Annotated in this window: 13 protein-coding genes; 12 read left to right on the plus strand and 1 reads right to left on the minus strand. The window is 72.1% G+C overall.

Annotated elements, in window-relative coordinates; genetic code table 11:
• Nucleotides 1–146 precede the first annotated feature (146 nt).
• Nucleotides 147–1,874: an IS1634 family transposase gene (locus tag QOZ89_RS37105; RefSeq protein WP_312623741.1), complete on the plus strand. Its 1,728-nt coding sequence runs from the start codon at nt 147–149 to the stop codon at nt 1,872–1,874.
• Between the two features lie 70 nt (nt 1,875–1,944).
• Here the strand turns inward: QOZ89_RS37105 and QOZ89_RS37110 are convergent, their stop codons facing one another.
• Nucleotides 1,945–2,397 carry a YdeI/OmpD-associated family protein gene (locus QOZ89_RS37110; protein WP_071048245.1) on the minus strand — a complete coding sequence of 151 codons (453 nt, stop codon included), beginning with the start codon at nt 2,395–2,397 and terminating at the stop codon, nt 1,945–1,947.
• A gap of 291 nt (nt 2,398–2,688) precedes the next feature.
• Between QOZ89_RS37110 and QOZ89_RS37115 the strand changes: the two genes are divergently transcribed.
• The 11 genes from QOZ89_RS37115 (at nt 2,689) to QOZ89_RS37165 (ending at nt 14,451) form a co-directional block, all read left to right on the plus strand.
• Entirely contained in the window at nt 2,689–3,528 is an 840-nt protein-coding gene (locus QOZ89_RS37115) for a sugar phosphate isomerase/epimerase family protein (protein ID WP_071048244.1), read from the plus strand.
• On the plus strand, nt 3,525–4,577 hold the full coding sequence (locus QOZ89_RS37120; RefSeq protein WP_312628606.1) for a 2,3-butanediol dehydrogenase: 1,053 nt from the start codon (nt 3,525–3,527) through the stop codon (nt 4,575–4,577). The genes QOZ89_RS37115 and QOZ89_RS37120 overlap by 4 nt, the downstream gene beginning before the upstream one ends.
• A 74-nt stretch (nt 4,578–4,651) precedes the next feature.
• A complete protein-coding gene (locus tag QOZ89_RS37125; RefSeq protein ID WP_071048242.1) occupies nt 4,652–5,917 on the plus strand; it encodes an amidohydrolase family protein in 1,266 nt (421 codons plus the stop codon).
• 19 nt (nt 5,918–5,936) lie between these two features.
• On the plus strand, nt 5,937–6,293 hold the full coding sequence (locus QOZ89_RS37130; RefSeq protein WP_312628608.1) for a VOC family protein: 357 nt from the start codon (nt 5,937–5,939) through the stop codon (nt 6,291–6,293).
• Nucleotides 6,294–6,585: 292 nt separating this feature from the next.
• Entirely contained in the window at nt 6,586–7,170 is a 585-nt protein-coding gene (locus QOZ89_RS37135) for an RNA polymerase sigma factor (RefSeq protein WP_071048240.1), read from the plus strand.
• Nucleotides 7,167–8,216 carry a maleylpyruvate isomerase family mycothiol-dependent enzyme gene (locus tag QOZ89_RS37140; RefSeq protein WP_083418458.1) on the plus strand — a complete coding sequence of 350 codons (1,050 nt, stop codon included), beginning with the start codon at nt 7,167–7,169 and terminating at the stop codon, nt 8,214–8,216. The genes QOZ89_RS37135 and QOZ89_RS37140 overlap by 4 nt, the downstream gene beginning before the upstream one ends.
• A gap of 211 nt (nt 8,217–8,427) precedes the next feature.
• A complete protein-coding gene (locus QOZ89_RS37145; RefSeq protein ID WP_198543198.1) occupies nt 8,428–9,129 on the plus strand; it encodes a TetR/AcrR family transcriptional regulator in 702 nt (233 codons plus the stop codon).
• A gap of 443 nt (nt 9,130–9,572) precedes the next feature.
• Nucleotides 9,573–9,788 (plus strand): hypothetical protein, encoded by a 216-nt coding sequence (locus tag QOZ89_RS37150; RefSeq protein WP_083418457.1) that lies wholly within the window; start codon nt 9,573–9,575, stop codon nt 9,786–9,788.
• A gap of 193 nt (nt 9,789–9,981) precedes the next feature.
• On the plus strand, nt 9,982–10,671 hold the full coding sequence (locus QOZ89_RS37155) for a response regulator (RefSeq protein ID WP_071048238.1): 690 nt from the start codon (nt 9,982–9,984) through the stop codon (nt 10,669–10,671).
• Between the two features lie 220 nt (nt 10,672–10,891).
• Nucleotides 10,892–12,502, plus strand: coding sequence for a bifunctional aminoglycoside phosphotransferase/ATP-binding protein (locus QOZ89_RS37160; protein WP_397428913.1), 1,611 nt, complete (start codon nt 10,892–10,894; stop codon nt 12,500–12,502).
• A gap of 128 nt (nt 12,503–12,630) precedes the next feature.
• Nucleotides 12,631–14,451, plus strand: a complete 1,821-nt coding sequence (locus QOZ89_RS37165) for a sensor histidine kinase (RefSeq protein ID WP_312628616.1) — start codon at nt 12,631–12,633, stop codon at nt 14,449–14,451.
• Nucleotides 14,452–14,550 lie beyond the last annotated feature (99 nt).

Here is a 14,550-nt window from a genome sequence, read left to right on the forward strand (position 1 = left end):
CCGAACTTGCGAGTGCTCGAAGATCGCTACGCGCACAGCCTGGCACTTTGGCCTGTGTTGTCCGAAGTGTAGTCAGTAGGTTGCTTGATCGGGATCTTGCTGGATGGGATCATCGACTCGTGGCGAGGCAAACGGGTGCTATGCACGTGGACCGGATTGTCAGTCGGCAGACGAACGCGGCCGGCGAGCCGCGGGAGTACGTGTCGCATCTGGTGCGGCGTACCTTCCGGGAAGACGGAAAGGTCAAGAACGAGACCATTGCGAACGTCTCGCACCTTCCGCCGGCGGCCATCGACGTGCTCAGGAAAGCGCTCGCGGGCCGGACGCTGGTCGATGTCGAGAAAGATGTCGAGATCGCTCGGTCTCTTCAGCACGGCAATGTCGCCGCGGTCATGACGGTCGCCCGGCAGCTCGGCCTGCCGGCACTGCTGGGGCCGGCTGGGCGACAGCGGGATATCGCCCTAGCGCTGATTGTCGCCCGGATTATCCAGCCCGGTTCGAAGCTCGCCACCAGATCCTGGTGGTCCGACAACACGCTCGGCGCGGACCTGGGGATAGACACGGCGTCGACCGACGAGATCTATGCCGCCATGGACTGGCTGCTACACCGGCAGGACGACATCGAAAGGCAACTCGTGGGCCGGCATCTCGTCGACGGCGGCCAGGTTCTTTTCGACCTGTCGTCGTCCTGGATGGAAGGGCACTGCTGCCCGCTGGCGTCCCATGGCTATTCCCGTGACGGCCGTCGCGGGCTCGAGCAGATCGAGTACGGAGTCCTCACGGACGCCGACGGCCGGCCTGTCGCGATACGCGTCTTCCCCGGTAACACCGGCGACCCGTCCGCGTTCATCGAAGCCGTGCACGCCGTCCAGAAAACGTTCCACCTGAAGAGTGTGATCATGGTCGGCGATCGAGGGATGATCACGTCGGCGCGTATCAGGGCGCTCCGCGAGTCCGACGACCTGGGATGGATCACCGCCCTGCGCGCGCCCCAGATCGCCCAGCTCGCGGCCGTGGACGGCCCGCTGCAGCCGACCCTGTTCGACGAGACCAACCTCGCCGAGATCCGCCACCCGAAATTTCCCGGAGAGCGGCTGATCGCCTGCCGGAACCCTTTCCTGGCAGCCGAGCGTGCCCGCAAGCGTGACGAACTGCTCGATGCCACCGAAAAGGCGCTCGCCCCAGTCGTCGCCGCCGTCACGGAAGGCCGGATCGTCGGCGCCGCGGACATCGGCATGAAGATCGGGAAGATTGTCCACAGGCGGAAGATGGCGAAGCACCTCGAGATCACGATCACGGACGCCGATGTCACCATCGCCCGGCGGGAGGAGAGCATCGCCGCCGAGGCGGCGCTCGACGGCATCTACGTCGTCCGCGCCGAGGAGAAACACGCGAGCGGAATGCGCGGAGACGAGATCGTCACCGCGTACAAGAACCTCTCCCAGGTCGAACGAGTCTTCCGTACGATCAAGACGACCGACCTTCAGGTGCGACCGATCTACCACTACCTGGAAAACCGGGTCCGCGCACATCTCTTGATCTGCTCCCTCGCTGCCTACATCACCTGGCACCTGAGGAAACGGCTCGCCCCCCTCACCTTCACGGACGAGGAGCCGCCAGGCCGCACCGACCCGGTCGCGCCCGCTCTCCGTTCCGAGGCCGCCAACCGGAAATCCACACGCAAGGAACAGCCCGACGGAACGCCTCTTTACAGCTTCCAGGGCCTCCTCGCGCACCTGGCCACCCTGACCCGCGACGAGATCCGCATCAGCGGCGGCGGCAGCCTTCAGCTACTCACGAACGCCACCGAAACCCAGAGAAAGGTCTTCCAGCTAATCGGCGCGCCTATCTCCAAGACCGTTGGTAGTCAGTAAGACGATCAATGGCTGCCGCGAACCCGCAAGTCACGAGCCCGCAGCGCGTCCTAGATCAAGTAAGTTCGGTTTAGCGGTTGCGGCGGCCGGCGCTCAGGGCCTCGACGGTCTTGGTGATGCGGGTCTGGCGGGTCTCGGGCTTCTTCGCCTCGGTCACCCACCGGACCCATTCCTTGCGGTGCGAGAAGGCGAGCTGGTCGAACGTCGCCTGCGCCACGGGCGCCCCCGCGATCGCCGCCGCGAGGTCGTCGGGTACCTCGACGATCCGGGGGGCGGCGTCGAGGGCCAGTTCCACGTCGACCTCGTCGCCGGCGGACACCCCGGCCGCGCCGCGGTTCTCGGCGGAAAGGGGGATGAGGTACCGGCCGCCCATGGGGGCGACCGTGGTCCGGTAGGTGTGCGGCCCGATCGTCACGGTGACCTTGGGCCGCTTGCCGCTGTTCAGCTCCGCGACGACGTCCGCGGGCACCTCGATGCCCGTCGCCGTGGTGCCGTGCAGGTCGACGGTCGCCCGGAATCTCACCCGTACGAGTATGACCGAGCCGCATTCCCGGGCGGCCGGAAGACCGGCGAGGGACAATCAGAAGGCGCTGGGATGGGCGGCGCGCAGCATACCCGGTGCTACGATCGCGGCCCGATATCAAGAGTGGCACTCGGTGCCGTGTCGGGCGTAGAGTGCCGATGCGCTGTGGGGCGGACGCGCGCGGCCGGACGACGCGACGCAGGTAGTGGGGCCGGCCGGTCGGCCAGCCAGCTTGTCGACGGCCTGGCTCGACACTCGACGTACGGGAAACACGACGTAGAGGAACACGGGATGCGCGAGGCGCCGGACGGCATCGACTGGGTGCTGTGGTCGGGAACGCTCGGCCTGAACAGTCCGCTCGAACGGCGCATCGACGCGGCCGCGGCCTGCGGGTTCCACCAGCTGTCGATCAGCCCGCTCGACGTGGCGCTGGCCGAGGAGGCGGGCACCAAGCCCGAGGACCTGGGCGGACGGCTGCGCGACGCCGGTCTGGGCATCGTGCTCGACGGGTTCATGAACTGGTACGAGGGCGCACCGATACCGGGCGCGCGCTCCGTCGCGTTCACCGCCGACGAGGTGCTGCGCATGTGCGAGGCGCTCCCGGCCGAGTCGCTGACGGTGTTCTCCCGGCCGACCTGCGACCTGCCGCCGGCGCAGGTCGCCGCGTCGTTCGGCCGGCTGTGTGACCGCGCGGCCGACGTCGGCACCCGCGTCCAGCTGGAGTTCCTCGCGATGATGGCGATCAGCGACCTGCCAGGCGCCGCGGCCGTCGTGGCGGACGCCGACCGCGCGAACGGCGGCCTGGTCCTCGACACCTGGCACTTCTTCCGCGGCAATCCCGACTACGCGGCCCTGGAGGCCCTGCCCGGCGACCGGATCTTCACGGTGCAGGTCTCCGACGGGGGAGCCGACCTCCAGGGAACTCTCGCCCAGGACACCTTCCATCGACTGCTGCCCGGCGACGGCTGTTTCGACCTCGTCCGCCTGTTCGGGACGCTTCAGCGGATCGGGGCGCTCGGCTCGGTGGGTCCGGAGGTCATCTCGCCCGTCACGGAGGCGATGGCCCCGACCGAGGCAGCCCTGCTGGCCAAAGGCCGGGCACAGGCTCTGATTGACCAGGTGTCCGGATGATCGCGGCACGATTACACGCCCACGAGGACGTGCGGATCGAGGAGATCCCGGAGCCCGAGCCGGCCGCCGGCGAGGTGAAGATCGCGGTGGCCCACAACGGGCTGTGTGGCACGGACCTGCACGAGTACTTCTCCGGCCCGCGGGCCTGCACGACCACGCCGCACCCGCTCACCGGCGGGGTGCTGCCCCAGATCCCGGGTCATGAGTTCGCCGGAACGGTCACCGCCGTCGGTGAGGGCGTCATGGACGTCGCGGCCGGCGACCGGGTGTGCGTGGAACCGCTTTACTCCTGCGGTGACTGTGACCGCTGCCAGGCCGGGCTGCCGCAGCTGTGCCGCCTGGTGATGACACACGGGCTGTGTTCGCACGGGGGCGGCCTGGCCCAGTTCACCGTCGTTCCCCGGGCGATGACGCACCCGATTCCCGACTCGATGTCCCTGGCCGACGCCGCGCTGGTGGAACCGATCTCGGTCGCGTTCAACGGTGTGCTGCGCTCCGAGGCCCAGCCGGGCCAGTCCGCCCTCGTGCTCGGCGCCGGACCGATCGGGGTCGGCGCCGTTCTCGGCCTGCGCGCCGTCGGAGTGGACGACATCCTGGTGGTCGAGCCGGTGGCGGCTCGCCGCGCGGCCGTGGCGGCGCTCGGCGTCGCGCAGGTCCTCGATCCGGGCCTCGTCGACGTCGCCGACGAGGTGCGCCGGCGGACGAAGGGGCGCGGCGTCGACGCGGTCGTCGACTGCGCCGGCGCGCCCGCCACGTTCTCGCTCGCCCCGGCCGTGCTGCGCGCGAGGGGACGCTACGTCGGGATCGCCTTCTCCGACCGGGAGGTGAGCTTCCCGCCCTGGGTGCTGTCACGTGGCGAGATCGAGCTCACCGGATCGCTGGGGTACGCCCCGGGAGTGTTCCGGCGGGTGATCGACCTCATCGCGGGCGGTGCGTACCCGACGGCGGGGTGGGTCGAGCACGTCGAGCTGAACGATCTTCGCGCCGCGCTGCTGGACCTGCGGGCCGGCCGGCGGATCAAGGTCCTGGTCGACCTGCCGGCTGCCTGATCCGCGAACGCCTCCATACCCTCCATACCCTCCATACCCCTCCGGACGCCAACCACAGTGAGAGGAGCGGTCCCATGCGCATGGACGACATGATTCTGGTGAGCATCGACGACCATATGATCGAGCCGCCGGACATGTATGAGAAGCACGTCCCGGCCAAGTGGCGGGACGAGGCTCCGAAGGTCGTGCGGAACGAGCAGGGCCTGGACCAGTGGGTCTTCCAGGGTGAGGGGACCTCGACGAACTTCGGCATGGCCGCCACGGTGGGCTGGCCGAGCGAGGAATGGGGTTTCAACCCGGGCACCTATTCGGAGCTGCGCCCGGGCTGTTTCGATGTGCACGAGCGGGTCCGGGACATGAACGCGAACGGCGTGCTCGCGTCCATGTGCTTCCCGACCATGGCGGGCTGGAACGCCAGGACCTTCCACGAGGCGCGTGACAAGGACGTCGCGCTCGTGATGCTCCAGGCCTACAACGACTGGGTCATCGACGAGTGGTGCGGCACCTACCCCGGCCGGTTCATCCCGCTGGGCATCGTGCCGATGTGGGACGTCGACCTGGCGGTGAAGGAGATCCACCGCATCGGGCGCAAGGGCTGCCGGTCCATCAGCTTCCTCGAGGCGCCGCACGCCCAGGGCTTCCCGAGCTTCCTGTCCGGCCACTGGGACCCGATGCTGCAGGCCCTGTGCGACGAGAACATGGTGCTGTCGCTGCACATCGGCGCGGGCTTCAGCCTGATCCAGAAGCCGGATGAGGCGCCGATCGACCACCTCATCATCCTGACCTGCCAGATCTCCGCGATCATCGCGCAGGACCTGTTGTTCGGCCCCACGCTGCGGCGTTTCCCGGACCTCAAGGTCGCGCTGTCCGAGGGCGGGATCGGCTGGATCCCGTTCTACTTCGACCGGGCCGACCGGCACGTCCAGAACCAGGCGTGGCTGCACAGTGACTTCGGCGGCAGGCTTCCGTCGGAGGTGTTCCGCGAGCACATCCTGGCCTGCTACATCACCGACCCCTCCGGGCTCGCGCTGCGCGATCGCATCGGCATTGACACCATCGCCTGGGAGTGCGACTACCCGCACACCGACACGACCTGGCCCACGTCGCCCGAGTTCGCCTGGAAGGAGTTCCAGGACGCGGGCTGCACCGACCCCGAGATCGACAAGATCACCTGGCGGAACGCCTGCCGGTTCTTCGGCTGGGACCCGTTCGCCCACACCCCCAAGGAGCAGGCGAACGTCGGCGCGCTGCGCGAGCTGGCCAAGGACGTCGACGTGACCCGGATGTCCCGGCACGAATGGCGCAGGCGCAACGAGGCAGCCGGTATCGGCGTCTTCTGAGATCGCGAGGTCGCTACCCATGCCACGGTTCCATCACGCCAACCTCGGTGTTCCGCCGGGCCTCGACGACGCCGAAGGCGCGTTTCTCGTCGACGTCCTCGGCTACCGGAAGATGGACGTGCCGCCCGACCTCGCCGGTATCGCCCGGTGGTATGAGGCGGACGACGGCAGCCAGATCCACCTGAGCGTCGATCCCGACCACCGGCCCGCGGCGCGGGCCCACACGGCGATCGAGGTCGACGAGGACGTCGAACGCCGGCTGGACGCCGCCGGCATCGCCTACCGGTCCGGCGGCCGGGGCGACCTGGCGGTGGTGTTCTGCGCCGACCCGGCTGGCAACCACTGGGAGCTGCGCCGCCACTCGCAAACACCATGACGTGATCCACGTCATACCCCGATCCGTGATCTGCCCGCGGCGGGCGCGCGAATGTGCCGTGACTCGCGCGCGCGTCGCGAGGCGGGGACCGTGAGCGGAGGCCGCGCATGAACAACAGTGACACCATCAGGGGTTGCCACGAGGCATTTGCCCGGTGACGGTCTCCGTCTCGGCGCCGGTGAAGGGCCGTGTCGGTTCCATTCCGGCACGGCCCTTCACCGCGTGGAGCGGACCGGACAGCTTTGGACCATGCGCTACGATGACCTCCCGCCAGCGTGGAGGTGGACGTGCTGTGACGGGGAACAACGCGCAACCGGCGGTCGCGCTCGCGGTACGAGACGCGGAGCTGCACGGTCGGCTGGTCGCTGGTGACGAGCGCGCACTCGACGAGGCTTACGCGTTGTTCGGAACCCTGGTGCGCGCACTCGCGCATCGGGTGACCCGAGACCGAGAAGCCGCGAGTGACATAGTCCAGGACGTTTTCGGCTACTTCTGGGAACATCCGCTGGCGTATGACCCCAATCGCGCCGGGCTGCGAACGTGGCTGGGGATGCTGGCGCACCGGCGGGCGGTCGACTGGGTGCGCGGCGAGGAGCGACGTCGCCGCCGGACCGCGCCGGAGCTTCACGGCCCGTTCGAGCTGCCCGGCGTGGACGAGACCGTCGAGGCGGCAGACACCTCCTGCCGGGTCCGCCTGATCGTGCGAGACCTGCCCGACGCCTTACGGACCGCGGTTGAGCTGGCGTTTTATCGGGAAATGACCTACCGCGAGGTGGCGGCCGAGCTCGGAATACCGGAAGGCACCGCGAAATCACGGATGCGGAATGCCCTCGCGCGTATCGCCCGAACTCTCGCCGAGGAAGGCATCGGCGAATGACCATGGGTGATGAGTCCGAGGGACATCGACGTGCGTTTCTCGCCCATCTGACGACGGACCTGTGTGACGCCGATGAGGCTCGGCTGATCGCCGAACACACGCGTTCGTGTCCGACCTGCGCGTACGCCGAGGCTGAGCGGCGAGAGGTCGACGACCTGTTGCTCGCGCTCGGCGACGTCGACGAGCTCCCCGATGCCCCCTCGCCGGCCCAGCTGCGGGCGGCGGCCCGCGCGCGCCGGCGCCCGGCACCGCGGGTGCCCGCGTTCGCCGCTCCCTTCGCCGCCGCGGCCGGCATCCTCGAGTCGGTGCTGGCCGAGGTGAGCGATGACGCGCTGCGCACGCCCAGCCCGGTGCTGACCTGGCGCGTGGGCGACCTGGTACCCCACCTCGCCGCGGGCAACGCCCTGCTCGCGACGGCGATCGGTGTCGCGGTCGAGCCCGCGCCGGGCCCGGTCGCCGGCCTGGTCAGCCATACCGAGCGGCTGCTCAGCTGGGTTGCCGGCTGGCCGCGCGAGCGCGTCCAGGCGCTGTGGCGCCGCGGCGTCGAAGCGATCGCGGCGAGGCTGAGCACCCAGCCGGAGCTCGCCTCGCTGCGCGTCGAGGTCGACGGCGTCCGGACGACCGTCGCGGACCAGCTGAAGATCCGGGCCTTCGAGACCTGGACCCATGCACGCGACATCGGTGCCGCGGCGGGCCTGCGGGTGCCCCCGCCGCCCGCCGACAGTCTCGGCGCGATGGCGGACCTCGCGGCGCGGCTGCTGAGCACCCTGCCGCCGCGCGCGGCCACCGCGCCCGCCGGCGCCGTGCGCCTGACGCTCACCGGCCCGGGCGGCGGCTCCTGGCTGGTCCAGATCGGCGGCGCCGGCGCCGCCGCCGCGGCGGCGGCTGTCGGCCTGCCCGAAGCCGAGCTCACCCTCGACACCGTCGAGTTCTGCCTGCTGGTCGCGGACCGTGGCCAGCCCACTGAGCCGCACACCGAGATCTTCGGCGACGACGCCCTCGCCGCCGAGCTCCTCGCGATCGCCCCCCAGCTCGCCGGCCCCTGACCGGTCGCGCCCGGAGGTGAGGGGCGGCCGAGCGGCGGGGCCGGGCGCCGCCGGGCTCGCGGCCTGTCGGGCGGGCGCGGGACCGGGATCCCCGTAACGTGGACAGGATGTGGCCACGCGGGAAAGCTCCGGAGGCTCGTGACGCCTTGGCGCGGCGCGCCGGCGACCTGGCGTCGGCCGGGACAGCGCCGCCGCCGACGGTCTTTCGATCATGAGCGCGCGGCCGGCTCCCGACGTGGACGACCTGGCCGCCGTCCCGGCACCGGTGCCCGCGCCGGAGATGCGCCCGGCGCGGACGTCGCGGCAGGCGGACCTGTTCGACGCGCTGCTGGGGATCTTCCTGGCGGAGGGGTTCGCCCAGTTCACGCTGGCGGACCTGGCCGCCCGGCTGCGCTGCTCGAAGAGCACGCTCTACGCGCTCGCGCACAGCAAGGAACAGCTCGCGGTCGCCGTCGCCCGGCACTTCTTCCGGGTCGCCGCCGAACGGATCGAGCGCGACGTCGCGGCGGTGGCCGCGGCGAGCCCCGCCGAGACGGTCGGCGCCTACCTGGGCGGCGTCGCCCGCGAGCTGCGGCCCGCCTCGCCGGCGTTCCGCCGTGACCTGGCCGCGAACCCGGCGACCCGCGCCGAGTACGAGCGCAACACCCGCATCGCCGCCCGCCGGATCCGCGAGCTGGTCGCCGCGGGCGTCGATGCGGGGGTGTTCCGCGGGGTCGACGCGGCCTTCGTCGGCCAGGCGGCGACGGCGGTGATGTCGGCCATCCAGCGCGGCGACATCACCGCCGCCACGGGCCTGTCCGACGCCGACGCCTACGCGGAGCTCGCGAGCCTCCTGCGCCACGGCCTCGCCGGCCCAGCCCCGAATGTCCCGGGTGCCTCGGGCTCCGCTGGCACCAAAGTGGTCGGGTCCTAGGCGGGCGTGCCCAGGGCGGGCCCGCCGTCGCCGGCGTGTCCACTCGCTCCCTCGCGGCCGCGCGCGGGCTGGCCTCTGGTCCGCGGGCGGCGACCGCGGCGCGTCGGCGCACGCCACCGTGATGACGTCGGCACCACGGGCGGTCCCGCGCAGGTCGCGGCCTCGCCTCGCGATTGCGTGGCCCTGGTCACAGCGGCGCGCGGCCGGCCCGGCCCCGTGCTCGTCAGCGCGGCCGGCCGGACACGCACCGGCTCAGAGCCGGCCCCTCTTGCTCGCCATCGGCGATCGCGGGTAACCGACCGGCATTCAGATGGTCCGTTGTCGTTTGACGTGTGTTGGCAATGTGGCCCGGATCCAGCCATCTCGCTGTTGTCCTCCGGGCCCATTACGTCCACCATGGCCATGTGCCGACCTGTGAAGAGATTGCTTCGATCGAGGATTCCGTGGACCGGGCGGCCCACGCGAACGACCTGATCTGGCGCAACCACCCACGGCCCTCGCAGCTGCGCCAGCTGCGGGCGGACGCTCTGCGCGCGGCGCTGAGCGAGGGCAAGGACGCGACCGAGATCGCCAGCCGGCTCGGCGTCCGGGCCGACGACATCGCCTGGATGACCAGCTCCGAGACCGCCAGCTGGCCAGCCCCGCCCATCACCCCCTGAGGCCTCCCCGCGTCAACCAACCGGGGCGGCAGCCCTTTCGCCGCCCGCCTGCCCGGCCGGACGGACGCCCGGCCGGTCCCAGCGAGTGACTGCCGGCTAGGACCAAAGTCCTGGCCCGGTGGTCCGTACCTACCAGAGCCGGCAGACCACTCGCGCCACCTGCACACCCTCGTCCGCGCGTATTGTTTTGATCATGAGCGATGTGCGGGTGTTCCTCCTGGATGATCATGAGATCGTCCGGCGCGGCATCCGGGAGATGCTCGAGGACACCGGTGATATCCAGGTGGTCGGCGAGGCGGCCACCGCGGCCGAGGCGTTACGCCGGATCCCCGCGGTGTCGCCGAACGTCGCGGTCCTCGACGCCCGTCTCGAGGATGGCAGCGGTATCGACGTCTGCCGGGAGATCCGGTCGGCGCATCCGGAGATCGGCTGCCTGATCCTCACGTCGTATGACGACGACGACGCCCTGTTCTCCGCGATCATGGGCGGTGCGTCCGGTTATCTGCTCAAGCAGATCAAGGGGACCGACCTGGTCGGCGGGATCCGCGCGATCGCCGCGGGCCGGTCGCTGCTAGACCCGGCGGTCACCCGGCGGGTGCTGACCCGCCTGCGCGAGGGGCCGGCGCAGGACCCGAGGCTGGCCGCCCTGGGCGTCCGTGAGCGCGAGATCCTGAAGCTCGTCGCCGAAGGCCTCACGAACCGGCAGATCGCGGGCCGGATCCACCTGTCGGAGAAGACCGTCAAGAACTACGTCTCCTCGATCCTGCTGAAGCTGGGGCTGACCAGCCGCACCCAGGCCGCCGTCTTCGCCGCGCGGCTCGACGCCAGCCCCCGGGGCGACGGGGCGGCCGCCCTCGCGCCCCCTCGCTCACGGCCCGGGTGAACCGGCCGAGGCGACGCCGGACTGCCCGTTTCGCGGTGGTGCGCGTGCGGGCAGGAGTCTCCGGTGTGTCCAACCGTCCCGAGCCTGGCACGCCGAACTCCGCCAGCCGAGACGGCGGTTCGAATGTCCCCGCCGCTGGGCCAGGTCCGGCGTCCCGACAGCACCCCGGGCGGCCGCGATGCCGGCCGGGCCGGCAACCAGACCGCGCCGAGGAGGCAGGATGCCCGGGCCTGACGCCGTCACCGCGCCCCAGGCCGCCCATGGCAACGTGCCCCAGGCCGCGCATGGCAAGGGGACCCGGGGAGCCGGGCGACCTGGGGGGCCCGAGCTGGCCATGGGGTCCCGCAGCGGCCGGTGGGACGTGGACGCCGTACCGCGAGGCGAGACGGTCGAGACGCACAGCGCGACGTTGACCTTCGTCGGGGACCTCGTCTACAAGGTCAAAAAGCCCCTCGACCTGGGCTTCCTCGACTTCCGAACCCGCGAGGCCCGGCTCGCCGCCTGCGAGGACGAGGTGGCTCTCAACCGGCGCCTCGCGCCCGACGTCTACCTCGGCGTCGCCGACCTGCGCGACGCCGAGGGCCGGCTCGTCGACCACGCGGTGGTGATGCGCCGGCTGCCCGAGCGGCTCCGGCTGTCCACGCTGGTCCGCCGCGCCCAGCGGGTGGACGAGGTCCTGCGGGCCGTCGCCCGCGCGCTCGCCGCCTTCCACGCGGCCTGCGAGACGTCGCCGCGGATCGAGGCGGCCGGGAGCCCCGACACGCTCGCGGGCCTGTGGCGCGAGGGCGTCGAGGGGGTCGCACCCTTCCGCGACGCCATCCTCGACGGCCAGGTCGTCGCCGAGATAGACCGGCTCTCGGCCCGGTACCTCGCCGGGCGTGGCCCGCTGCTGGCGGAGCGGATGAGCGCCGGCCGGATCCGCGACGGGCACGGCGACCTGCTGGCCGACGACATCTTCTGCCTGCCGGACGGCCCGCGCATCCTCGACTGCATCGAGTTCGACCAGCGGCTGCGGGTCGGCGACGTGCTCGGCGACGTCGCGTTCCTCGCGATGGACCTGGAGCGGCTCGGCGCGCGGGAGGAGGCCGAGCGGTTCCTCGGCTGGTATCGGGAGTTCGCCGGCGAGGTGCACCCGCCGTCGCTGGCGCATCTCTACATCGCCTACCGGGCGTTCGTGCGGGCCAAGGTGAGCTGCCTGCGGTCCGGGCAGGGGGACCCGGACGCCGCCGACCTCGCCGGCCGGCTGGCCGCGCTCGCGCTCGATCACCTGCGCCGCGGCCGGGTGCGCCTGGTACTGGTCGGGGGCCTGCCGGGCACCGGCAAGTCGACGCTCGCCGGCCAGCTCGCCGGGGCCGACGACGGCTGGGTGCTGCTGCGCTCGGACGTGGTGCGCAAGGAGCTCGCGGGCCTGCCAGCCGACGCGCCGGCGCCGGCCGCGCTCAACCCCGGCCTGGACGCCGGGCTCTACGCACCGGCGGCGACCGAGGCCGTCTACGCCGAGCTGCTGCGCCGCGCCGGGCACGCGCTCGCGCACGGGGAGAACGTGCTGCTGGACGCCTCCTGGTCGGCGGCCACGGCCAGGGCCGCCGCGGCGCGGCTCGCCGGCACCGCCGCGGCGGACCTCGTCGAGCTGTGCTGTGTGACCGCGCCCGAGGTGGCGGCCGCCCGTATCGCCCGCCGGGCGACTGGGGGACGGGACGCCTCCGACGCGACGGCGGCGGTGCACACGGCGATGGCGGCCCGGGCCGACCCGTGGCCGGCGGCGACGGTCATCCACACGGCCGCCCCGGTCGCCGAGTCCGCCGCCGCGGCCCGCCGCCGCCTGCGCTAGCCCCGCCCCTCCGTTCCCTTGTTCCCCCGTGTGGCCTGACCTGCCCGGACAGCCACCGGGAAAGTGATGCGCGCAGAGCTGACTGACCCCCACCTCCAGGGGAGGGCATCGGCTACGGTGTCGAGGACATGGGACCCGAACCGACCGCCCGGCCCACGCCGCCGGCGCCTGACGGCGCGGCGCCGGCGCCGCGTGCGGGGTCTCGGCACGACGAGCCGCCGGGCGAGGAGCTGGAGTTCCCGGGCGTCGCCCGGCTCGAGCTCGACGAGCTGCTCCTGCAGCTCGTCGACCGGGCGCAGGACGTCATGGCCACACAGGGCCGGCTGCGCGGGCTGCTGCGCGCGACCAGGACCGTCGCCTCGGACCTCAGCCTCGACGTGGTGCTGCGCCGGATCGTCGAGGCCGCCTGCGAGCTGGTCGACGCCCGGTACGGGGCCCTCGGGGTGACCGCCAGGGGCGCCGAGGCGCTGGAGCAGTTCATCCACGTCGGCATCGACCCTCGGCTGGTCGCCGAGATCGGGCACCTGCCGCGCGGCGAGGGCGTGCTCGGTGCCCTCATCCACGACCCGCGGCCGGTGCGCCTGGAGGACATCGCGGGGCATCCCGGCGCGGTCGGTTTCCCGCCCGGCCACCCGACGATGCGCACCTTCCTCGGCGTGCCGATCCGGGTGCGCGGCGAGGTGTTCGGCAACCTCTACCTGACCGAGAAGCGCGGCGGCCGGGTGTTCACCGCGGAGGACGAGGAGCTGGTGCTGGCGCTCGCCGCCAGCGCCGCGGTCGCGATCGACAACGCCCGCCTGTTCGGCCAGGCGAGGCACCGCGAGCAGTGGCTGCAGGCGTCCGCCGACATCACCCGTCACCTGCTCGGCGACGGTGACCGGCCGCTGGAGCTGATCGTGCGGCGCGCCCGCGAGGTCGCGCGCGCGGACACGGCCGCGCTCGCGCTCGGCGCGCACGACGCGGAGCACCTGCGCCTGGACATCACCGCCGGCGACGGGGCGGAGCGGCTGGCGGGCGGGGTGCTCGCCGTCGACGAGTCGCTGGCGGGGCGGGCGATCCGTGAGCACGCGCCGCTGTTCGCCGGCGAGGCGCCGGCCGAGATCGCCGAGCTGCTCGCCGGCGAGCCCGACCTCGGCCCGGTGATGGTCGTACCGCTGATCACCTCGCGGACCAGCGCGGGCGCGGTCATCCTCGGGCGGCGCCGCGGCGCGGAGCCGTTCACCGACGCGGACCTGGAGATGGCGGCCGCGTTCGCCGGGCATGTCGCGATCGCCCTGCAGCTCGCCGAGTCGCGTGCGGCGCAGAACCGGCTGACGGTGCTCGAGGACCGCGACCGCATCGCCCGTGACCTGCACGACCACGTCATGCAGCGGCTGTTCGCGGTCGCGCTCGGTCTGCAGGGGCTGTCCGAGGCGGAGGACCACCCGAACCGGGCGAAGCGGCTGGCGACCTATGTCGACGACCTCGACTCGACGATCCGCGAGATCCGCCAGTCGGTGTTCGAGCTGCGCGGCCGGTCGGCGGCCGGCGGTGCCGGCCTGCGGATGGCGCTGCGCGGCATCGTCGACGAGACGACCAGAGCCTTCGGCTTCGAGCCGCACCTGCTCGTGGACGGCCCGCTGGACAGCGCGGTCGCCCCGGCCGTCGCCGACCACCTGTTCGCCGTGGTGCGGGAGAGCCTGTCGAACGCGGCCCGGCATGCCCGGTGCCGGGGCGCGTCGGTCACGGTGACCGTCGCGGACGGCCGGGTCAGCGCTGAGATCGTCGACGATGGCATCGGACTCGGGACCGGCGGGCCTGGCCGGCGCAGTGGGCTCGCGAACATGCAAAGCCGCGCCGAGGAGCTGCGCGGCACCTTCGAGATCGGCCCCGGCCCGGACGGCGTCGGGACCCGCGTCGTGTGGACGGCGCCCTGCGCCCCGCCGCCGCCCATCCCCGGCCAGGCCTGACGCCAGTTGTCCGCCCGCGGCGTCGGCGTGTCGGAGCCGGTGTTCCCGGATAATAGCGACAGCCTTCGAATACCGTGTTCTTCCCGGAAGGGCGTCACT

Source organism: Pseudofrankia coriaricola (genome assembly GCF_032027725.1).
GTDB lineage: Bacteria > Actinomycetota > Actinomycetes > Frankiales > Frankiaceae > Pseudofrankia.

Bases quoted from the DNA above. Each gene is read 5' to 3' on its own strand.
- QOZ89_RS37130 (WP_312628608.1), top strand. From the start codon at position 5,937: ATGCCACGGTTCCATCACGCCAACCTCGGTGTTCCGCCGGGCCTCGAC.
- QOZ89_RS37165 (WP_312628616.1), top strand. From the start codon at position 12,631: ATGGGACCCGAACCGACCGCCCGGCCCACGCCGCCGGCGCCTGACGGC.
- QOZ89_RS37115 (WP_071048244.1), top strand. From the start codon at position 2,689: ATGCGCGAGGCGCCGGACGGCATCGACTGGGTGCTGTGGTCGGGAACG.
- QOZ89_RS37120 (WP_312628606.1), top strand. From the start codon at position 3,525: ATGATCGCGGCACGATTACACGCCCACGAGGACGTGCGGATCGAGGAG.
- QOZ89_RS37160 (WP_397428913.1), top strand. From the start codon at position 10,892: ATGCCCGGGCCTGACGCCGTCACCGCGCCCCAGGCCGCCCATGGCAAC.
- QOZ89_RS37125 (WP_071048242.1), top strand. From the start codon at position 4,652: ATGCGCATGGACGACATGATTCTGGTGAGCATCGACGACCATATGATC.
- QOZ89_RS37145 (WP_198543198.1), top strand. From the start codon at position 8,428: ATGAGCGCGCGGCCGGCTCCCGACGTGGACGACCTGGCCGCCGTCCCG.
- QOZ89_RS37140 (WP_083418458.1), top strand. From the start codon at position 7,167: ATGACCATGGGTGATGAGTCCGAGGGACATCGACGTGCGTTTCTCGCC.
- QOZ89_RS37155 (WP_071048238.1), top strand. From the start codon at position 9,982: ATGAGCGATGTGCGGGTGTTCCTCCTGGATGATCATGAGATCGTCCGG.